Consider the following 19,995-nt stretch of genomic DNA (forward strand, 5'->3'; position numbering starts at 1 on the left):
ATGACGTTCCGCCCAGGTAAGGGAGGACTGGCCGTCCTCGCGGTCTGTTCGCTCGCGCTGACCGCGTGCAGCGCGGGCAGCCTCGGTTCCAGTGACGACTCGGGCGGTGGCGGCTCGGTCGAGATCACCTACCTGATCGGCAATCAGGAGCAGGATCTCAAGGAGGCCCAGCAGCTCAGCAAGGATTTCACCGCCAAGAATCCGGGCATCACGATCAATCTGGAGACGCGGCCGGCCGGCAGCGAGGGCGACAACATCGTCAAGACCCGGCTGTCCACCGGCGACATGACCGACGTGTTCGCCTACAACACCGGGTCGCTGTTCCAGGCGATCGCCCCGGACAAGAACCTCACCTCGATCAACGACGAGCCGTACATCGGCGACCTGGACGAGAACTTCAAGAAGACGGTGACGTCGGGCGACAAGGTGTACGGCGTCCCGTCCGGCGGGTTCATGGGCGGCGCGGTCCTGTACAACATCCCGGTCTACACCAAGCTCGGGCTGCAGGTGCCGACGACCTGGGCCGAGTTCATGGCCAACAACGCCAAGATCAAGGCGGCCGGCGGCGGGGTGGCGCCGGTGATCCAGACGTACGGCGAGACCTGGACCTCGCAGCTGTTCGTCCTCGGCGACTTCCACAACGTGGCCGCCACCGAGCCGGACTTCGTCGACAAGTACACCAAGAACCAGGCGAAGTACGCGACCTCGCCGTCGGCGCTGAAGGGCTTCGAGCACACCCAGCAGGTGCACGACCTCGGTTACCAGAACAAGGACTTCGCCTCGGCGAAGCTGCCGGACGGCCTGAAGATGCTTGCCACCGGCAAGGGTGCGCACTACCCGATCCTGTCCGGGGTGGTCAACGACATGATCGCGACCAACCCGAACGCGGCCAAGGACGTCGGCCTGTTCGCGCTGCCTGGTGACGACGCGAGCAAGAACGGCCTGACCGTCTGGACGCCGGGTGGCATCTACATCCCGAACACCACCACCGGCGACAAGCTGGAGGCGGCGAAGAAGTTCCTGGCCTTCGTGGCCAGCCCCGACGGCTGCAAGTCGCTCGCCAGCGCGGGCGTGCCCACCGGGCCGTACGCCGTCGAGGGGTGCGAGCTGCCGGCCGACGTACCGCAGTCGATCAAGGACATGCAGCCGTACCTGGACAAGGAGGGTGGCTCGAGCCTGGCGCTGGAGTTCCTGTCGCCGGTCAAGGGCCCGTCGCTGGAGCAGATCACCGTCGAGGTCGGCTCCGGCATCCGCAAGGCCAAGGACGGCGCGGCCCGCTACGACGAGGACGTGAAGAAGCAGGCGCAGCAACTGGGACTGGCGGGCTGGTGAGGTCCAGTGACCATTACCTCGGCTCGGCCGAAGTCCCGGAGTGACTCGACCCCGGCCGCGCAGGCGGCCGGGAAGAGGTTCTACACGCCGTACTCGTTCTGGTTCTACCTGCCCACGGCGCTGCTCTACAGCGTGCTGTTCCTGATCCCGACGTTCGCGTCCTTCTACTACAGCCTGACCCGGTGGACGCTGTTCGACTCGAAGTTCATCGGGTTCGACAACTTCGTGATGTTCTTCCAGGAGCCGGCGCTGGTCAAGGGCTTCACGAACACGCTGATCTTCGCCGTGGTGACGTCGGGGTCGAAGGTGGTCCTCGGGCTGCTGCTCGCCGTCCTGCTGACCTCGCGGATCGTCGGCCGCGGGTACCTGCGGTCGGTGGTGTTCTTCCCGGTGCTGGTCAGCACGATCGGGGTCGGCATCACCTTCACCGTGCTGATGAATCCCGACCGCGGCATCATCAACGGCGCGCTCGCCGTGTTCGGCATCGACGGTCCCGGGTGGCTGACCGACCCGCAGTGGGCGCTGATGTCGATCGCGCTGGTCGACGTCTGGAAGGGCGTCGGGCTGGCGACGCTGATCTACATCGCCGGCATCGTCTCGATCCCGCGCGAGTACATGGAGGCCGCGCGCGTGGACGGCGCGGGCGCCTGGGAGTCGTTCCGGCGGATCGTGCTGCCGCTGTGCAAACCGGCCACCGTCACCGTCGTCATCCTGTCGCTGATCGGCGGCCTGCGGTCGTTCGAGCTGATCTGGGCGATGACGCGCGGCGGTCCCGGGTTCACCTCGGACGTGATCGCGTCGGTGATCTACAAGCAGTACCAGGCCGGGTTCTACGGCCTGTCGACCGCCGGCAACGTGATCCTGTTCCTGGTGGTCACCGCGATCGTCCTGCCGCTGAACTGGTTCCTGAACCGCAAGGAGGTGGACCTGTGAGCACCGCGGAGCTCGTCAACCACAAGCCGGGCCGCAGCTACCTGCTGAGCGCGGTCGCGATCGTCTCCTCGATCGTGGTGTTCGTCATCCCGTTCGCCTTCATCGCACTGACGGCGGTGAAGGACCGGCAGCAGGCGGCCGACCTCGACTTCTCCTGGCCGCACCAGTTCCGGATCGTGCAGAACTTCATCGAGGTGCTCGAGGCCCGCGACTACATGCTGGTGATCGCCTTCATCAACAGCACGATCCTGACCGTGGCCAGTGTGACCGGCATGGTCGTCCTGGCGGCGATGGCCGGGTTCGTCCTGCAACGGCGCAAGAGCCGGTGGAACCCGTTCATCAACTTCCTGGTGCTGTCCGGGCTGATCATCCCGCCGGCCGTTGTACCGACGATCTGGGTGCTGCAGAAGCTCGGACTGTTCCGGACGATGCCGGGGTTGATCCTGATCGAGATCGCGTTCGGGTTGTCGTTCTGCATCCTGCTGTTCCGGGCGTTCGTCGCGACCATCCCCCGCGAGCTCGACGAGGCCGCGATCATCGACGGGGCCGGGCCGTTGCGGTTGTTCTTCCGGGTGATCTTCCCGCTGCTCAGATCGGTGATCATCACCGTCGTGGTGGTGCAGTCGGTGAACGTGTTCAACGACTTCGTGAACCCGCTGTACTTCCTGCCGGGAGACAAGAACGCAACCGTCCAGCTGACCTTGTACAACTTCCAGAGTCAGTTCAGCACGCAGTACAACCTGCTGTTCATGAACATCCTGCTGATCACGATCCCGCCGCTGATCATGTTCCTGTTCTTCAACCGGCAGATCGTCGCCGGGATGACGTCCGGAGCCGTCAAGGGCTGACCCCACCGGGGTCCTCGCACTCCCGCGAGGACCCCGGTCCCGGGTCAGACGTTCGCGTAGTACGCCTCGACCGCCTCGTGGTCGACCGAGCTGTCGGGCTTGATGCCGAGCGCCTCGTAGTGCTTGCGCCGGGCCCGCATGTCCGCGAGCAGGATGGCCCGGGCGTGTACGGCGACCTCGTCGGCGACCTCGGCGGGTACGACGATCACGCCGTCGTCGTCGCAGCCGACCATGTCGCCGGGGTTCACCTGGGTGCCGCCGCAGGAGATCGTGGTCTGGGTCTCGACCACCTTGATCCGGCCCGGGATGATCGTGCGGCCGCGCGACCGCGAGCAGATCGGCGTCCGCTGGGCGACGATCTCGGCGGTGTCGCGGCAGTACCCGTCGGTGATGATCCCGGACGCGCCGGCCTTGACCGCGCCCATCCCGTTCTCCGAGCCCCAGAAGCCGACCTCGCGGCCGCCGCCCGCGTCCATCACCACGACGTGACCGGGCTCGAGGTCACCCGGCAACTTGACGTTGCCGGTCTCCTCGAACCAGATCCGGTGCGCCTCGACGATGTCCTGGGTGCTCTCCAGCTTCCACATCGGCCGGTTGGACGGCACCGCCCGGATGGTGGCCGCCTTGCCCCAGAACTTCATCCCGAGCCACAGTGGCCGGACATCGGGCGACATCAGGCCGATGTCGAAGTACCCGATGCCGTCGAGTGCGTCGGCCACGTCCACCACGCGCAGATGCTGGTACAGGCTGGACAGGTCGTTCGGGTTCGCAGTTTCCGTCATCAGGTCTGACCCTTCGTTCGGTAGTAGTGAGCGGCGGTGCCTCCGAGCACCGCCGCGAGCTCGTCAGGCCCCGCCACGCTCCGCTCGACCGTCGAGCGGAGCGCCGACCAGGCCTCCTGGTACGACGCTTTCAGCAGGACCACCGGCCAGTTCGAGGCGAGCATCAGCCGGTCGGCGCCGAAGCACTCGACCGCCCAGCCGACATAGCGGCCGATGTCGTCCGGCCACGCCGGCAGCGCGGTGAGCAGGTCGATGCCGAGTGACACCTTCAGCGCCACCCGCGGGCAATCGGCCAGCCGGCGGAGTTGACTGGCCCACGGCTCCCATCCGCCGGTGTCGATCGGCGGCCGACCGAGGTGGTCGACCACGATCCGCAACTCCGGCACCGCCTCGGCGAGCGCGACGACAGCAGCCGTCTGCTCGGCCGTCACCGGTACGACGTCCCAGCTCATGCCGGCCGCCGCGAGGTCGGTGAACAACGCGATCGAGTCCGGCGTGTTCAGCCAGTCGAGCGGATCGCGTCCGACCAGGCACCGGACCCCGTTGAACCCGCTGCCGATCCGCTTCCACTCCGCCCTGGCCGCGGCGGCGTCCGGCAGCGGCAGCCAGCCGACGACCGCACCGACGTACGGCGCCTCGGCGGCGTACTGGAGCAGCCGGTCGTTCTCCGCCGGCTCGTCGACCGACTGGATCAGGACTGTCTGATCGACACCGGTGGCGGTCAACTCGGCGGCCAGGTCGTCCGGCGTGTAGTCGCGGGCGATCGCACCGTGCCGGTCGTCCCGCCACGGCTGCTCCTGCGCGGCCACCCGCCAGAAATGGTGGTGCGCGTCGACGACCGTCATCGTCCCTCCCACTCGGCTCGTTGTTTGTTCAGAAAGGCCGCCACACCCGCCTGGAAGTCGCGGCTCCCGTAGACGGTCGCGAGTACGTCGTCCGCCTCGGCGTCAGGTCCGTCCCGCAGGACCCGCCGCTCGATCTCCTTCAGCGACGCGAGCGTGAGCGGGGCGTTCGAGCAGATCCGCGCCAGCAGCTCGTCAACGTGCGCGTCGAGCGCGTCCCGTTCGACGACGTCGGCGACCAGACCCGCACTCGCCGCCTCCGTTGCCGAGAGCAAGCGAGCCGTCAGCAGCATGGCCATCGTCCGGCCGGCCCCGAGCCGCTGCTGCAGGCGAGCCAGGACCGCGGGCGGCAGCGTGTTGCCGAGAGTCCGCGCGACCGGTGCGCCGAAGACAGCGTCCGGAGTGGCGACCACGAGGTCGCTGCACGCGGCCAGCGCCAGCCCGGCGCCGACCGCGGGTCCTTCGACGACCGCGACCACCGGCACCCGGATCCGCAGCAGCGAGCCGATCACCCGGCCGACGCGATGCTCGTACTCGACGCCCTGCTCGCCGGTGGTGAAGTCGGTGAACTGCCGGATGTCGGTGCCGGCCGCGAACGCCTCGCCGCCGGCACCCCGGAGTACCACGACCCGGATCCCCGGGGCCCCGGCGACCGTCGGCTCGATCTGCTGCAAGGCGTCGTACATCGGCCAGGTGATCGCGTTCCGCCGACCAGGGTTGGACAGGGTCAGGCGTAGGATTGCGCCGTCACGTTCGACCGCCAGCGAACTCATTCGCCGAGGACCTCCTCGGTGTGCTCGCCGAGCAGAGGTGGGTGCCGCCGGATCCGGGCCGGCGTGCCGCTCATCCGCACCGGCGAGCCGAGCACGCGGACCCGGCCCTCGACCGGGTGGTCGACCTCCTGCACCATGCCGCGGGCGCGGACGTGCGGATCCTCGTCCAGCACGTACCGGTAGTCGCGGATCGGGCCGGCCGGGACACCGGCGCCGAGCAGCAGGGCCACCCACTCGTCGGTGGTCGCGGTCGCCAGCCGCGCCTCCAGTTCGGCGGCGAGGTCGTCGCGGTTCGTCATCCGGTCCGAGTTCGTGACGAAGCGGGGATCGGTCAGCAGGTCGGTGACCTCCAGGGCCGCGCACAGTCGTTGCCATAGGCGCTCGTTGTTCGCGCCCAGGGTCAGGTAGCCGTCCTTGGTCCGCAGCGCCTGGTAGGGCGCCGACATCCGGTTCGCCGAGCCGAGCGGCTGCGGCACGTTCCCGGTCGCCCAGTACTCCGTGGACTCCCACACCGACATCGCCAGGGCGGCCTCGAACAGCGACGTCTCGACGTACTGTCCCTCCCCCGTCCGCTCGCGGGCGTGCACGGCCGAGACGATGCCGAGGGCGCAGAACATGCCGGCGCCGAGATCGCCGACCGGCAGACCACACTTCACCGGCGTGCCGTCCGGCGTACCGGTGATGCTCATGACGCCGGACATGGCCTGCGCGATCAGGTCGTAGCCGGGGCGCTCGGCGTACGGGCCGGTCTGGCCGAAGCCGGAGACGCTGGCGTAGATCAGCCGCGGGTTGCGCGCGGCGAGGGTGTCGTAGTCCACGCCGAGCCGCTTGGTCACGCCGGGGCGGAAGTTCTCCACCACGACGTCGGCGGTCTCGGCCAGCCGGAGGAACGCGGCCAGGTCGTCCGGGTCCTTCAGGTCGAGGCAGACGCTGCGCTTGTTCCGGTTGAGCGCGAGGAAGGCGCGGCTGTCCTCGCCGTGGACGGCGTACCCCCAGGACCGCCGGGTCTGGTCGCCGGTGTGCGGGTTCTCGATCTTGATCACGTCGGCGCCCAGGTCGGCCAGCAGCATGGTGCAGAACGGGCCGGCCATCACCTGGGTGAGGTCGAGCACCCGCAGTCCGTCCAGGGCACCGGTCGTGCCGGCCATCAGCCGCCCAGCCCCGCGTTCGCCTCGGTGAAGAACGACTCGACCGCCTGCTCGACCGTCTTCTTGCCGAACGCGATCTCCTCGTAGGACCGGGTGAAGGTGGACTCGAAGGTCGCCTGGTAGCCCGGCGGGTAGAGGATCGTCGGCGGCTTCTTCGCCACGATCTGCTGGTACAGCGCCAGTTCGCGCTTCTTCAGGTCCGGCAGCTCCGGGTCGTCCAGCTGGGCCTGCAGCACCTTCTGGTTGGTGGCGGCCCCGTTGTCGGACTTGAACACCGCACCGGCCTCCGGATCGTTGGTGAAGAAGTCGATGAAGGCGGCCGCCGTCGGCACGTTGTCACAGTTGGTCGGGATCGCGAACCCCGAGGTGAACATGGCGTTCCCGCCGCCGGACGGGCCGGACGGCATCGGCAGCGTGGTCAGCTTCTGGCCGCCGCCCTTGGTGGCCAGCGTGCCGGAGGCCGGCGTCAGCGCGTTGCCGGGGATGCTGTCGGTCAGCAGCTTGCCCTGGGCGATGAAGCCCTGCTCGGCGCCCTCGGGCTCGTCGGCCTGGGCGTCCGCGCCCATGGTGGTGCCGGCCTTGCGCAGCTTCTCCCACATCGTCCAGTACTCGGCCAGCGACTCCTTGGTGAAGCCGAGCTTGCCGTCGTCGGTGAACAGCTGCTTGCCGTTGGCCAGCTGATAGGCGATGAAGAAGTTCGGCAGGCCGCCCCGCGACCCGGCCGCGAACGTGCCCTGCGGCAGCTTGGCCGAGGCGCGCGTCATCCAGTCCGTGTACTGCGCCCAGGTGTAGTCCTCCGGGGGCAGCCCGACCCCGGCCTGGGTCGCCAGCGTCTCGTTCACGCCGACGGCGTCGTACGCGGCGCCGTACGGGAGGAAGTACAGCTTGCCGTCCGGGCCGCGGCCGGTGTCGACGACCTCCTTCGGGATGTCATCGACCTTGATCGCGCCGGACTCGATCATCGGGTCGAGCGGCAGCAGCACCTTGCGCTTGGTGTAGTCGTTCAGCTGGCGGCCCTGCAGCTGCATGACGCAGGGCAGGGTCTTGCTGGACGCCTGGATGTTCAGCTTGTTGAAGTAGTTGCCGAAGTCCGCGTTCTGCCGGTCGATGGTGACGCCGGCGTGCTCCTTGACGAACAGGTCCGCGACCGCGTTCGTCTTCGCGGCCCGGTTCGCGCCGCCCCAGAAGGTCAGCTGCAGCTCGCCGGTGACCTCGCCCTTGCCGTCCTGGCCCGTACCGCCGCCGGCGGTGTCGTCGGTCACCGAGGTGCCGTTGCACCCGGCCACCACCAGCAGGGCCGCGCAGGCCAGGGCCGTCGTACCGAATCGTGTTCTCATCAGGATCTCCACAGGGTTACTTGAGGCCGGTGGTCGCGACGCCCTCGATCAGCAGCTTCTGGGCGACCAGGAAGAAGCCGACGATCGGTGCCAGCGCGAGGGTGGACATGGCGAACAGCGAGCCGTACGCCGACTCCCCGGTGACGTCGAGGAAGGAGTTCAGCCCGAGCGAGACGGTCCACAGCTCGGGGCGGTTCAGGTACAGCAGCGGGCCGAGGAAGTCGTTCCAGCTGTTGATGAAGGTGAACAGCGCGGTCGTGCCGATCGCGGGCAATGACAGCGGGATGATGATCCGGTAGAAGGTCCGCCAGTGCCCGCAGCCGTCGATCCGGGCGGCGTCGTCGAGCTCGCGTGGCAGCGTGCGGATGAACTGGACCATCAGGAAGATGAAGAACGCCTCCGCACCCAGCCACTTCGGCACCACCAGCGGCAGGTAGGTGTTCATCCAGGCCAGCTCGTTGAACAGGATGTACTGCGGCACCAGCGTCACGTGGTACGGCAGCAGCATCGTGCCGAGCAGCAGCCCGAACAGCACCCGCTTCAGCGGGAACTCCAGCCGGGCGAAGGCGTACGCCGTCAGCGAGCAGGCGAACAGGTTCCCGGCGATCGACAACGCGGTGATCGCGACCGAGTTCAGGAAGTACCGAGAGAAGTCGAGCTGGCCGGCGCTCCAGCCGTTGCGGTAGTTGTCGAACGTGTAGTTCCGGCTCAGCAGGCCGAGGCTGTTCATCACCTCGGCGGTCGGCCGGAACGACGCGGCCACCATCCACACCACCGGGTACAGCATGACCACCAGCACGGCGATCAGTACGGCGTGCCGGACGATGCCGATCACCAGCGGGTTGCGGGTACGACGCCGGCCGAGCAGCGGGCGGGCGATCGACGCTGTCGTGGTCGTCATCGTTCGTCTCCGTAGTAGACCCAGCGTTTCGCGGTCAGGAAGAGGAAGCCGGTGAAGGCGGCCAGCACGATCACCAGCGCCCAGGCCATCGCGGAGGCGTAGCCCATCTTCAGCTCGGCGAAGCCCTGCTGGTACAGGTACAGCGTGTAGAACAGCGTGGAGTCGGCCGGGCCGCCGGAGCCGCGGCTGACCACGAACGCGCCGGTGAACGCCTGGAACGCGTGGATCGTGTCCAGCAGCAGGTTGAAGAAGATGAGTGGCGTCATCAGCGGCAGGGTGACGCTGAAGAACCGGCGGATCGGGCCGGCGCCGTCGACCGCGGCCGCCTCGTGCAGCTCGGCCGGCACCTGCCGGAGCCCGGCCAGGAAGATGATCATCGTCGCGCCGAAGGCCCACAGGTTCAGGGTCACGATCGTCCACAGCGCCGTCCCCGGGCTGCCGACCCAGCTGCCGTGCTCGATCCCGAACACCCCGAGCACCTGGTTCACCAGACCGGTGCCACCGAACATCTGCCGCCACAGGACCGCGATCGCGACACTCGCGCCCATCAGCGAGGGCAGGTAGAACAGCGCGCGGTAGCCGGACAGGAAGCGGATGCCCTTGTTCAGCAGGAGTGCGAGGGCCATCGACACGATCAGGAGCAGCGGGACGGACACGGCGACGTACACGAGAGTCACCCGGACCGACGACAGATAGCGCGGGTCCGCGGTGAACATCCGGCGGAAGTTGTCCAGCCCGATCCAGCGCGGGGCGCTGAGCAGGTCGTAGCTGGTGAACGCGAGGTAGGCGGAGTACAGCATCGGGCCGAGCGTGAGCAGCACGATCCCGATCAGCCAGGGGCTGAGGAACACGTAGGCGGTCAGGCCTTCGCGACCGGTGCGGGACTTCACGACACCTCTCCCTTCCGGGCGTGCGCCTCGACCTTCTCCGCCAGGTGCTGGGCGAGCAGACCGGCCACTGGGACCTGGACGTCACAGTCGCGGGCTGCCGCGACGACGTCCCAGAGGTCCTTGCTCCACGGCCGGTCCTTCACCGGCGTGCCGGCCGAGTCGTACGCCGCCGCAACACGGTCGAAGAAGCCCCAGTTCCGGGTGATCCACGAATCGCCGGTGCTGGTCGACACGGCTTCGAGCACGGTCTGCTCGTTGACGTCGTACGCCGCCGCCAACTCCAGCGCCTCCTGGGCGCCGGCGAGAGCCGCGAACATCATCAACTGGTTCGCCAGCTTCACCGCGGCACCCGCACCGGACGGCCCGACGTGCAGAACCGTCTCGGCGACCGCGTCGAGCACAGGCCGCGCCCGCTCGAGTACGTCGCCCCGCCCGCCGGCCATCACGGTCAGCGAACCGGTCAATGCCCGCTCCGCTCCCCCACTGACCGGTACGTCGAGCAACGCCAGACCCCGTGATTCCACCTTCTGCGCAAGGCGTTTCGCCGTCCCCGGAAGGATCGTGCTGTGGACCAGGAAGATCGAGTCCGCCGCCAGCCGGGGAGTCAGGTCGTCCACCCAGGCGGTCACTGCCTCGTCGTCCGGCACCGCCAGCGCCACGACCCGGCAGTCCGCCAGGTCCTCCGGGCCGGTGGCCACCTCGGCCTCCAACTCGTCGGCGCGACTGCTGTCCCGGTCGTGAACCTTGAGCCGCCATCCCGCACCGAGCAGGGCCTTGGCCATCGGGTGCCCCAGGTTGCCGAGGCCGATCAAGGCCACCGGCGACGAACGATTGCTGTCATCGGCCACGGATGCCTCCAGTTCACCGACCTGTCGTCTATGAACTATTGTCTACAATAGATAATCGACGCTGACAAGATCGCAGGGTGAGAATGAGCGCTATGACAGAACAGTTGCGGTCGCCGAGTCTCGTGCAGCTTGCGGTCGACGCGATCCGGCGGATGATCCTGGCGGGTGAGCTGGCCGAGGGCGAGCGGCTGATCGAGGACCGGCTGACCGAGCAGCTCGGGATCAGCCGCCCTCCCCTGCGCGAGGCGTTGCGCATCCTCGAGCAGGAAGGCCTGATCGTCACCCGGCCACGGCGCGGGTCGACGGTCGCCACCCTGACCGACCAGGACGTCTTCGAGATCCTCACGCTGCGGACCGCCCTCGAGCGGCTGGCGATCGAGCTCGGCGTACCGGTCCGCGACCCTGGCCGGTTCAAGGACGCGCAGGAGGCGCTGGCCGAGATGGAGCGCTGCGCGGACGCCGAGGATCGCGGCAGCCTCGTCCAGGCCGGTCACCGCTTCCACTCCGCGCTCGTCGCGCTCGCCGGTCACCGCCGGCTGATCGAAGCGTACGCGTCAGTGCAGCAGCAGCTGCTCCTGTGCATGGCGCGCAACCTCTACGCCCGCGAGCACTACTACGAAGACCTGCACGAGCACGTCGCCCGGCACCGCAAGCTGCTCGACCTGGTCGAGGCCGGCGACCCGGACGCGGTCCTCGCCGAGTTGGCGGTGCACGGCGAGCGGTCGTTCAGCGAGCGTCAGAGCACCCCGGGCAGCCGCTCGGCCAGCAACTCGTAGTCCCGGAGGCTGTTGTAGGCGTGCGCCGACAGGCGAATGAAGCCACGGCCGTCGAAGCCGGTCAGCGTGATCTCCGCCTTCAGCTCCCGGGACACCCGCTGCTTGAACGCCTCACCCGCCGTCAGGTCGACGGTGGACGGAACCTCGACCAGTCGCATCGTCGCGGCCGGACGGGCCACTCCGGCGACCCCGGTCCCCAGCGCCTTCGCGACCACCCGCGCGCCTTCCTCGACGAGGGCGGTCAACTGCGAACGCCGTACCGGCCACTGCAGGTCGTGCAGCACGCGCAGGGACTCCGGCGCGGCGATCCACGGAACGTAGTCGTACGTGCCCTGCATGTCGAAGCGCTCCGGCAGGCGCTCGTCGTACTCCGACCAGGACACGATCAGCGGGAGGGTCGCCGTCCGCCACTTCTCCGCGACGACGAGCCCGGCCGTCGCCCGCGGGGCGGCCGGCCACTTGTGGAAGTTGCCCGTCCAGAAGTCGGCACCGTCGGCGGCCGGCGCGTCGATCAGGCCGGGCGCGTGCGCGCCGTCCACGACGACCGCGATCCCCCGCGCGTGGCACTCGGCGACCAGCGCCGCGATCGGAAAGACCATCGCGGTGGCCGAGCTGATCTGGTCCACGACCAGGACGGATGCCTGGTCGAGCGCGGCCGAGACGATGGCCACCACGCTCTCGTCGTCAGCCTCCAGGGGTACGTCGACCACGACCACCTCGGCCTGGCGGGCGCGGGCGGCCCGCTCGGCGGCGTACCGGACCGCGCCGTACGCGTGGTTGGTGAGGACGATCCGGCTGCCGGCCGGGATCGGCAGTGTGGCCAGCGCGGCGGTGACGCCGGCGCTCGCGTTCGGCACCAGCGCGAAGCCAGCCGGGTCGGTCTCCAGGTACGACGCCAGCTCGAGCCGGCTCGCGGTCAGCCGGTCGGCGACCGAGCGGAACCACAGCATCGGGTTCGCCTCGGTCTCGGCGCGCAGGGCGGCCATCAGGTCCTGGGTCCGGCGCGGCACACCGCCGTACGAACCGTGATTCAGGTGCAGGACATCGGGGTCGAGGGTCCACAGGTCGGGGCGGGGGCTGAGTACCGTCACCACCCAAACGGTACATACTTGCCGACGTGTACCCCTATCTCGACCATGTCGGGCCGATCGCGATGGCCCACCGTGGCGGCGCGCTGCACCCGGACAACCTCGGCTACGAGAACTCCCTGCGCGCCTTCGAGCACGCCGTCAAACTCGGCTACCGGTACCTCGAGACCGATCTGCACGCGACCAGCGACGGGGTCGTCATCGCCTTCCACGACCGCCGGCTGGACCGGGTCACCGACCGGACCGGCGTGGTCGCCGAGCTGCCCTGGTCCGAGGTCAGCAAGGCCAAGATCAACGGGCACGAGCCCATCCCCCGGCTGGACGAGTTGCTCGAGCAGTTCCCGGAGACGAGGTTCAACCTCGACATCAAGGCCGACAACGGGCTGCGGCCGGCGGCCGACGTACTGCGCGCCGCGAACGCGATCGACCGCGTCTGCGTCTCCTCCTTCTCCCAGGCTCGCGTCCGCCGCATCCGCCGGGAGCTGGGCCCGAGTCTGTGCACCGGGTACGGCGACTGGGAGACGGGACTGATCCGCTTCCTTCCGTTCCCTTTGCCGACCCGCGGCGCCTGCCTGCAGATCCCGGAGCGCTACGGCCCGCTCCGCGTCCTCACCCCCGGCCTGCTCGCCCGTGCTCATTGCGCGGGTAAGCAGGTCCATGCCTGGACCATCGACGACCCGGCCACCATGCACCGCATGCTCGACGCCGGCGTCGACGGCATCATCACCGACCGCACCGACGTACTCCGCGACGTCCTGATCGAACGCGACGCCTGGCACTGAAAGCACGGTGAAAGGGCCGACGGCTTCGATAGGCGGACACGAACCGCCGATCGAGGAGATGCAGGATGCGAAGAAGATGGTTCCGTCTGGCGACCGCGGCGACGCTCGTCGCGGGCCTCGCGTCCGTCGCCCTGCACGCCACCCCGGCGAACGCCGAGCTGACCCGCCCGCTGACCCTCGGCAACCCGGGCGACGTTCCGCTCGCCGCCGACTGGGACCACGACGGCGATGACGAGCCTGGCGTCTACCGGCCGAGAACCAGCACGTTCTACCGGGCGGACGGCGTCGGATTCCCGTACGGGAACACCGGCGACGTGCCGATCATCGGCGACTGGGACGGCAACCGTCTCGACGAGATCGGGGTCTACCGACCGCACGAGCGCACGTTCCACCGCCCCGGCCGGAGTCCCGTGACGTACGGGAATCTCGGTGACGTGCCCATCGTCGGCGACTGGAACGGCGACGGCCGCGACGACCTCGGCGTCTACCGGCCGAGCACCAGCACCTTCCACCGACTGGGCTACGCGGCGATCGCGTACGGAAACGCCGGCGACGTGCCGATCATCGGCGACTGGACCGGCGACGGCGCCGACAACATCGGCGTGTACCGGCCCGGCATCAGCGCCTTCTTCCGGGTCGGCATGACAACCGGCATCCGCTTCGGCAACGCCGGGGACAAGCCGGTGATCGGCGACTGGGACGGTGACGGCCGCGACGACCCGGGCGTCTACCGGCCGCGGAACCGGACCTTCTATCCGTGGACCTGACCGGCGGCTGAAGTGTTATCCGCGGGTACGCCGTTTCGTCCCGGCGACCTGACACACTTCCGCGCATGGGACTTCTCTCCGCCCCGGCGGCGGTCGACAAGCGCGAGTACTGGGGGTTCAGCCTCTACGACTGGGCGAACTCGGGCTACGTCACGACCACGGGCACGGTGCTGTTCGCGCCGTACCTGACCTCGGTCGCCGAGACCGCCGCCTGCGGGTACGTCGGGACGACGGACCGGGCGTGCGACACCAACCTCGACGTCCTCGGCCTCGGCATCTCCCCCGGTTCGCTCGCCTTCTACGTCGTCACCGTCGCCACGCTCGTGTCCGCGCTGTTCCTGCCCGTGGTCGGGGCGATCGCGGACCGGCTGGAGCGCAAGAAGCTGCTGATGTGCGGCTTCGCCTGGACCGGTGCGCTCGCCGCGTCCTGCATGGTGTTCGTCGGCGGCGGCCGGTGGGAGCTCGGGGCCTTGCTGCTGTTCATCGGCAACCTGTGCCTCGGGTCGTCGCTCGTGGTCTACGACTCGATCCTGATCGACATCACCGGCCCGGACGACCGGGACGACGTCTCGTCCCGCGCGTGGGCGTTCGGGTACCTCGGCGGCTTCATCCTGCTGACGATCAACCTGGCGGTCGTCACCGCCCACGACGCGCTCGGCCTCAGCCAGGGGGCCGCGGTCCGCCTCAGCCTGCTGTCCGCCGGGCTCTGGTGGGGCGCGTTCACGTTCATCCCGTTCGTCAAGCTGCGCAACCGGCCGCCGACGCACGTCGTCCCGGTGCGCAGCGGCAGCCTGGTCCGGCAGAGCTTCGGCCAGCTGGCCGCGACCCTGCGGCACATGCGCACCTACCCGATGACGCTGCTGTTCCTGGTCGCGTACCTGTTCTTCAACGACGGCATCCAGACGGTCATCTCGGTCTCCTCGACGTACGGCGAGAAGCAACTCGGCTTCGAGACCCAGGTGCTGATCGCGACCATCCTGCTGGTGCAGTTCGTGGCGTTCTTCGGGGCGCTCGCGTTCGGCCGGTTCGCGCGCCGGTTCGGCACCAAGCGGACGATCATGGGCGGGCTGGTGTTCTGGATGGTGATCGTGGTTGCCGGCTTCCTGCTGCCGGAGCGGCAGCTCGTCCCGTTCCTCACCATGGGCGTGGCGATCGGCGTCGTCCTCGGTGGTACCCAGGCGCTGTCCCGGTCCGCCTTCAGCCAGCTGATCCCGGCGGGCCGCGAGGCGGAGTACTTCTCCCTCTACCAGGCCGGCGAGCGCGGTACCTCCTGGCTCGGCACGCTCGTCTTCGGCCTGGTCCACCAGCTCACCGGCTCGTACCGCCCCGCCATCGTTGCCCTCGGCCTCTTCTTCCTCGTCGGCCTGGTGCTCCTCTCCCGCGTCGACATGCGCCGCGGCATCACCGAAGCCGGCAACGCCCAGCCCACCCTCGTCTGACCCGCCGCTGCGGCGTTACCTCGTCGGATTGTCGACAATCCCCGGGCGTGAGTCGCGACACAGCGTGATCCGTGAACGGCCGATGACAAGGCGTCACGACGGTCTGTCAGGTGCGTACATACGGCTCGGGCATGCCAAAATGGGAATGATCCGGGCCGGCCGACCGTTGGCACGGATGACGATCTCGGAGGTTTGACATGTCTAATCGCGTACTACGTGGTTCGGGGCTGGGTGGGGTCAGCTTCGAGGATGACCGCGGTGTGGAGTTCGCGCCGCGCCAGATGATCACGTACGACTGCCCCCGCGGCCACGTGGTCGAGGTCACCATGGCGCACGACGCCGAGGTGCCCGCGGTCTGGGAGTGCCCGCACTGCGGCAGCGAGGCCGCCCGCTCCACCGGTGAGAAGCCGGAGCCGAAGCAGGAGAAGCCGGCCCGTACGCACTGGGACATGCTGCGCGAGCGCCGCAGCATCTCCGAGCTGGAGGAGCTCCTGGCCGAGCGCGTCGAGCTGCTCCGCAAGGGCGAGATCGGCCCGGCTCACCTGCACCGCACCAAGCGCACCGCCTGACAGACCCCCGAACGGGCCCTTCACCGCAACGACGCGGCGAAGGGCCCGTTCGCTGTGTCCGGTTAACTAGGCGCGTGCACAACTGGATCACGACGCCGATCACGGCCGACCTCGTGCGAGGAGCCGTCGAGCTGGAGCCGACGGAGACCGGCGTACTGCCGCACCGGCTGCCCGCGTGGGTGCGGAGGCAGTACGACGATCCGCAGCTGGAGATGGTGGAATCACAGCCGGCGGGAGTGCGGCTGGCGTTCGGCACCCGCGCGACCGCGGTCGAGCTGGACACGCGGCCGACCAAGCGGGTCTACACCGGCGCACCGCCACCACCCGACGGGGTGTACGACGTACTCGTCGACGGCCAACTGGTCGACCAGGCCACGGTGACCGGCGGCAACGTCCTCACGATCGATCTCGCCACCGGAGCGACCGCACGACAGGACGGCCCGGCCGGGACCGTCCGGGTCGCCGGGCTCCCGGACGTGTCGAAGACCGTCGAGATCTGGCTGCCGCACACCGAGACCACCGAACTCGTTGCCCTTCGCACCGATGCGCCGGTCGAGCCGGCCGCCGACCAGGGGCGACGTACCTGGCTGCACCACGGCAGCTCGATCAGCCACGGCTCGAACGCGACCAGCCCGACCACCACCTGGGTCAGCCGCGCCGCGTCGCTCGCCGGCGTGGACGTGATCAACCTCGGCTTCGGCGGCAGCGCGCTCCTGCAACCGTTCATCGCCCGGACGATGCGGGACACGCCTGCCGACCTGATCAGCGTGAAGCTCGGCATCAACGTGGTGAACGCCGACGCGATGCGCCGCCGCGCGTTCGTGCCCGCGGTGCACGGCTTCCTCGACACCATCCGCGAAGGCCACCCCACCACCCCGCTGCTGGTCGTCTCCCCCGTCCTCTGCCCGATGCACGAGGACACGCCCGGGCCGACCATGTGGGACCTGGACGCCCTCGCCCGCGGCGAGCTCCGCTTCCAGGCGACCGGCGACCCGGCCGACATCCCCGCGGGCAAACTCACCCTCAACCTCATCCGCGAGGACCTCGCTCGCATCGTCGCCGACCGCGCCGACCCCAACCTCCACTACCTCGACGGCCGCGAGCTGTACGGCGCAGGCGACAACACCGAACACCCCCTCCCCGACGACCTGCACCCCGACGCCGAGACCCACCAACTCATGGCCGACCGCTTCACCAAACTGGCCTTCGACGGCGCCTTCGCAAGCTGACCTCAGCAGCGCCGTGGAGGCCGTCGCCTGAGTCGACGGCCTCCACGTCCTGCCGGTTCACCGGTGCTGCGCGGCCAACTCGGTCAGGTCGTCGGCGTACTTACGCGCGTCGAGGGCGTCAAGAACCAGGAGCCGGGCGTTGTCGGCGGCCCAGGTCGCCAGGTCGATCGCCGATGCGGCGTCGGCTTCCGCCCACTCCGCGTCCGACGTGGCCGCCTCGGCGTTCCGCTCCTTGCGGCGTTGTTCCATCTTCGCCTTCACGTCGGACATCTTGGCGGACGCGTCCGCCTTGACCTGATCCCACGTGCTGTCCAGTTGGCTGCTCACCTGGTCGAGCCGGTCCCGGCCCTGGTTCAGCATCGACTGGACGTCGTTCTGGTTCTTGTCGATGCGGGCCGCGAGCTGCTCGTGGTCCTCCGCCGCGGCCAGCCGGACCTCGTCGACGGTGTCGTCGACGCGCCGCTGCAGGTTCTCCAGTTGCTCGGTGTAGTTCATGGTCTGCTCCTTGTCGGATCGGTAGGGGTCAGGAGACGGCGTCGGCGACGCGCCGGGGCGGGTGGGTCAGCCGGCGGACGTCGCCGGCGGTCACCACCGTGCTGATGCCGTAGAAGATGCTGAAGAGGCCGAAGACGGTCGCCAGGGACAGGGCGCCGAGGTCGGGCCGGATGAACAGCGCCAGGGCGAAGGCGATCGAGAGCAGGCCGCTGAGGATCAGCCAGGCGCGCTCACCGGCCCGGCGGCCGCTGGTGAAGACCAACGCGATCTCCACCACGCCGGTGAAGAGGGCCCAGTAGCCCACGATCAGTGTCAGGACCAGGGCTGTCGGCCCCGGCCAGACCAGCGCGACGACACCGGCCGCCAGCGACAGGACCGCCAGCAGGAGGCGGCCGGCGACCGACCACCCGCGGTCACTGGTGAACGCGCGGACCGCGTCCAGGACGGCGGCGACGAACGCGTACACCGCGAAGAGGATGACGAACGCGCCGACGGTGACGTCCGGCCAGATGAGCGAGACGACGCCGATCGCGATCGCCAACAGGCCGCGCCAGAGGAGGGACTTGGGGATCGTCCCGGTCTCGTCTCCGGTGAGTGTTCCTTCCGTTGTCATGGTGAGCTCCCTGCTCCCGTAGGTTGTGCGGCGTCGGACGATGCCGCTCCTCCGAGGCTCGCGATCCGGGCGCCCGATCGGACCAGGGTTCAACCCTGGCCACGCTCCTGGTCCGGCGCTCAACCACTGGTGGGCGGCCCGCTCAGGCGCCACAGCGGGCGTACGGCGAGGAACAGCGCCGTACTGGTCACCCGGGTGGCGTCGGGAAGCTTCCCGCAGGGTGTTCACCCACCGCTGCGTTGGCGCTGAACGACCGCCGCGACCCGCCGCGGAGCCAGCTGACGGCAGGGCTTACTTCTTGTCGGGGTCGATGACCTCGCCCTGGATGACGTCGTCGGAGGCTCGTGGAGGCGTGGCGCCTGGGTGGGTAGGACCTGGGTGAGTCGGGCCTGGGCGGGTGGGACCGGCGCCGGGAATGAAGCCGGTGAAGCCTGCCGGCCCGCCGGTGGTCATCCGGGTGGTCAGGCGGCGGCCGAGAAAGGCGGAGAGGCCTCGGCGGGCGAGCGGGCGGGTGAAGGGGAGCACGAAGAAGAAGCCGGCGATGTCGGTGACGAAGCCGGGCGTGAGCAGCAGGGTGCCGCCGATCAGGACGAGGGCGGCGTCGGCGAGCTCGCGTCCGGGCATCTTCGCGGTCTGCAGCGAGTTCTGCAGGGCGTTCCAGGCCCGGCGGCCCTCACGCTTGATCAGCCAGGCACCGAGGGCGCTCTCCACCAGCAGCAACCCGACGGTCGGCCAGCCGCCGATCACCTGGCCGACCTGGATGATCACGTAGATCTCCAAAATCGGCACCACCAGCAGCGCGAGAGCCACGAACCAAGGCATGTCCTACCCCTTCTTCACCAGACTTCGGAGCTGACGTGCCCGGTGGCCCAGGCCCCACCGGCCGACCCGGGCCATCGCCTCGACGACGATCGCCCGCGACATCTTGGACTGGCCACGTTCCCGCTCCACGAACGTGATCGGTACTTCGACCACCCGGAAGCCGGCCTTGACCGCCCGCCACGCCAGATCGACCTGGAAGCAGTAGCCCGCGGAGGCGACCTCGTCCAACCCGATTCCCTCCAGTGTTGCGCGCCGGAACGCTCGATACCCACCGGTGGCGTCCTTGAGCGGGACACCGAGCGCCAGCCGGGTGTAGATGTTGCCGCCGCGGCTGAGGATCTCCCGCGACTTCGGCCAGTTCCGCACCTCGCCGCCCGGTACGTACCGCGAGCCCAGCACGAGGTCGGCGTCCCGCAGCGCGGTCAGCAGCCGCGGCAGCTGTTCGGGCTGGTGCGACCCGTCCGCGTCGTGCTCGACGAGTACGCCGTACCCGCGCTCGAGGCCCCAGCGGAAGCCGGCGATGTACGCCGCGCCGAGGCCTTCCTTGCCCTGGCGGTGCAGGACGTGGACGTGGTCGTCGTTCGCGGCGAGCTTGTCGGCCAGGTCGCCGGTGCCGTCGGGCGAGTTGTCGTCGGCGACCAGGACATCGGCCTCCGGTACGGCGTCGCGCAGCCGGCTCACGATCGGCTCGACGTTCTCGGCCTCGTTGTACGTCGGGACGATGACCAGGATCCGGCCGAGATCCGCGTACGGCGTAGTGCTCACAGTGCTCCTGCCTCCG

The 19,995-nt window shown here is 69.2% G+C and carries 22 protein-coding genes; 9 read left to right on the plus strand and 13 right to left on the minus strand.

From position 1 onward, the window contains the following. From ACQPYZ_RS18435 to ACQPYZ_RS18445, 3 genes are read left to right on the plus strand one after another with little or no spacing between them, the layout of a single operon-like run. A complete protein-coding gene (locus tag ACQPYZ_RS18435; RefSeq protein WP_433157215.1) occupies nucleotides 1–1,332 on the plus strand; it encodes an ABC transporter substrate-binding protein in 1,332 nt (443 codons plus the stop codon). Between the two features lie 6 nt (nucleotides 1,333–1,338). Further along, nucleotides 1,339–2,265 carry a carbohydrate ABC transporter permease gene (locus ACQPYZ_RS18440; RefSeq protein ID WP_433157217.1) on the plus strand — a complete coding sequence of 309 codons (927 nt, stop codon included), beginning with the start codon at nucleotides 1,339–1,341 and terminating at the stop codon, nucleotides 2,263–2,265. Next, the gene (locus ACQPYZ_RS18445) at nucleotides 2,262–3,113 is read left to right on the plus strand and encodes a carbohydrate ABC transporter permease (RefSeq protein ID WP_433157220.1); all 852 of its coding nucleotides are present in this window, start codon (nucleotides 2,262–2,264) and stop codon (nucleotides 3,111–3,113) included. The genes ACQPYZ_RS18440 and ACQPYZ_RS18445 overlap by 4 nt, the downstream gene beginning before the upstream one ends. A gap of 44 nt (nucleotides 3,114–3,157) precedes the next feature. On the opposite strand, the gene ACQPYZ_RS18450 is transcribed toward ACQPYZ_RS18445, so the two are convergent. From ACQPYZ_RS18450 to ACQPYZ_RS18485, 8 genes are read right to left on the minus strand one after another with little or no spacing between them, the layout of a single operon-like run. After that, entirely contained in the window at nucleotides 3,158–3,895 is a 738-nt protein-coding gene (locus tag ACQPYZ_RS18450; RefSeq protein ID WP_433157222.1) for an RraA family protein, read from the minus strand. After that, nucleotides 3,895–4,740 (minus strand): amidohydrolase family protein, encoded by an 846-nt coding sequence (locus tag ACQPYZ_RS18455; protein WP_433157225.1) that lies wholly within the window; start codon nucleotides 4,738–4,740, stop codon nucleotides 3,895–3,897. Before ACQPYZ_RS18455 ends, ACQPYZ_RS18450 begins: the two co-directional genes overlap by 1 nt. Continuing rightward, nucleotides 4,737–5,510: an enoyl-CoA hydratase gene (locus ACQPYZ_RS18460; protein ID WP_433157227.1), complete on the minus strand. Its 774-nt coding sequence runs from the start codon at nucleotides 5,508–5,510 to the stop codon at nucleotides 4,737–4,739. Before ACQPYZ_RS18460 ends, ACQPYZ_RS18455 begins: the two co-directional genes overlap by 4 nt. Beyond that, nucleotides 5,507–6,658 (minus strand): CaiB/BaiF CoA transferase family protein, encoded by a 1,152-nt coding sequence (locus ACQPYZ_RS18465; protein WP_433157230.1) that lies wholly within the window; start codon nucleotides 6,656–6,658, stop codon nucleotides 5,507–5,509. The genes ACQPYZ_RS18460 and ACQPYZ_RS18465 overlap by 4 nt, the downstream gene beginning before the upstream one ends. Further along, entirely contained in the window at nucleotides 6,658–7,995 is a 1,338-nt protein-coding gene (locus tag ACQPYZ_RS18470) for an ABC transporter substrate-binding protein (protein ID WP_433157232.1), read from the minus strand. The genes ACQPYZ_RS18465 and ACQPYZ_RS18470 overlap by 1 nt, the downstream gene beginning before the upstream one ends. Nucleotides 7,996–8,011: 16 nt before the next feature. After that, nucleotides 8,012–8,896: a carbohydrate ABC transporter permease gene (locus tag ACQPYZ_RS18475; RefSeq protein WP_433157234.1), complete on the minus strand. Its 885-nt coding sequence runs from the start codon at nucleotides 8,894–8,896 to the stop codon at nucleotides 8,012–8,014. Beyond that, nucleotides 8,893–9,786: a carbohydrate ABC transporter permease gene (locus ACQPYZ_RS18480; protein WP_433157236.1), complete on the minus strand. Its 894-nt coding sequence runs from the start codon at nucleotides 9,784–9,786 to the stop codon at nucleotides 8,893–8,895. The genes ACQPYZ_RS18475 and ACQPYZ_RS18480 overlap by 4 nt, the downstream gene beginning before the upstream one ends. After that, nucleotides 9,783–10,634, minus strand: a complete 852-nt coding sequence (locus ACQPYZ_RS18485; protein ID WP_433157239.1) for an NAD(P)-dependent oxidoreductase — start codon at nucleotides 10,632–10,634, stop codon at nucleotides 9,783–9,785. The genes ACQPYZ_RS18480 and ACQPYZ_RS18485 overlap by 4 nt, the downstream gene beginning before the upstream one ends. Before the next feature lie 92 nt (nucleotides 10,635–10,726). On the opposite strand from ACQPYZ_RS18485, the gene ACQPYZ_RS18490 reads away from it, so the two are divergent. Beyond that, nucleotides 10,727–11,410, plus strand: a complete 684-nt coding sequence (locus ACQPYZ_RS18490) for a GntR family transcriptional regulator (protein WP_433157242.1) — start codon at nucleotides 10,727–10,729, stop codon at nucleotides 11,408–11,410. On the opposite strand, the gene ACQPYZ_RS18495 is transcribed toward ACQPYZ_RS18490, so the two are convergent. Further along, nucleotides 11,371–12,501, minus strand: a complete 1,131-nt coding sequence (locus tag ACQPYZ_RS18495; RefSeq protein ID WP_433157245.1) for an aminotransferase class V-fold PLP-dependent enzyme — start codon at nucleotides 12,499–12,501, stop codon at nucleotides 11,371–11,373. The genes ACQPYZ_RS18490 and ACQPYZ_RS18495 overlap by 40 nt on opposite strands. 26 nt (nucleotides 12,502–12,527) lie before the next feature. On the opposite strand from ACQPYZ_RS18495, the gene ACQPYZ_RS18500 reads away from it, so the two are divergent. The 5 genes from ACQPYZ_RS18500 (at nucleotide 12,528) to ACQPYZ_RS18520 (ending at nucleotide 17,284) form a co-directional block, all read left to right on the plus strand. Further along, nucleotides 12,528–13,280, plus strand: a complete 753-nt coding sequence (locus ACQPYZ_RS18500; RefSeq protein ID WP_433157248.1) for a glycerophosphodiester phosphodiesterase — start codon at nucleotides 12,528–12,530, stop codon at nucleotides 13,278–13,280. Between the two features lie 65 nt (nucleotides 13,281–13,345). After that, nucleotides 13,346–14,047, plus strand: a complete 702-nt coding sequence (locus tag ACQPYZ_RS18505) for a hypothetical protein (protein WP_433157250.1) — start codon at nucleotides 13,346–13,348, stop codon at nucleotides 14,045–14,047. A 65-nt stretch (nucleotides 14,048–14,112) separates the two neighbouring features. Then, a complete protein-coding gene (locus ACQPYZ_RS18510) occupies nucleotides 14,113–15,486 on the plus strand; it encodes an MFS transporter (protein ID WP_433157252.1) in 1,374 nt (457 codons plus the stop codon). 197 nt (nucleotides 15,487–15,683) lie between these two features. Beyond that, nucleotides 15,684–16,055, plus strand: a complete 372-nt coding sequence (locus tag ACQPYZ_RS18515) for an RNA polymerase-binding protein RbpA (RefSeq protein ID WP_130448290.1) — start codon at nucleotides 15,684–15,686, stop codon at nucleotides 16,053–16,055. 74 nt (nucleotides 16,056–16,129) lie between these two features. Further along, nucleotides 16,130–17,284 (plus strand): GDSL-type esterase/lipase family protein, encoded by a 1,155-nt coding sequence (locus ACQPYZ_RS18520; RefSeq protein WP_433157255.1) that lies wholly within the window; start codon nucleotides 16,130–16,132, stop codon nucleotides 17,282–17,284. 57 nt (nucleotides 17,285–17,341) lie between these two features. Here ACQPYZ_RS18520 and ACQPYZ_RS18525 read toward each other — a convergent pair whose 3' ends face one another. The 4 genes from ACQPYZ_RS18525 to ACQPYZ_RS18540 form a co-directional block, all read right to left on the minus strand. Then, on the minus strand, nucleotides 17,342–17,779 hold the full coding sequence (locus tag ACQPYZ_RS18525) for a hypothetical protein (RefSeq protein WP_433157257.1): 438 nt from the start codon (nucleotides 17,777–17,779) through the stop codon (nucleotides 17,342–17,344). A gap of 28 nt (nucleotides 17,780–17,807) precedes the next feature. Continuing rightward, nucleotides 17,808–18,392 carry an HdeD family acid-resistance protein gene (locus ACQPYZ_RS18530; protein ID WP_433157260.1) on the minus strand — a complete coding sequence of 195 codons (585 nt, stop codon included), beginning with the start codon at nucleotides 18,390–18,392 and terminating at the stop codon, nucleotides 17,808–17,810. A gap of 291 nt (nucleotides 18,393–18,683) precedes the next feature. Further along, nucleotides 18,684–19,214, minus strand: a complete 531-nt coding sequence (locus tag ACQPYZ_RS18535) for an FxsA family protein (RefSeq protein WP_433157262.1) — start codon at nucleotides 19,212–19,214, stop codon at nucleotides 18,684–18,686. A 3-nt stretch (nucleotides 19,215–19,217) separates the two neighbouring features. Next, nucleotides 19,218–19,979: a polyprenol monophosphomannose synthase gene (locus ACQPYZ_RS18540; RefSeq protein WP_433157264.1), complete on the minus strand. Its 762-nt coding sequence runs from the start codon at nucleotides 19,977–19,979 to the stop codon at nucleotides 19,218–19,220. Nucleotides 19,980–19,995: the final 16 nt, after the last annotated feature.

It is taken from the genome of Kribbella sp. CA-247076 (genome assembly GCF_050942445.1).
Taxonomy (GTDB): domain Bacteria; phylum Actinomycetota; class Actinomycetes; order Propionibacteriales; family Kribbellaceae; genus Kribbella.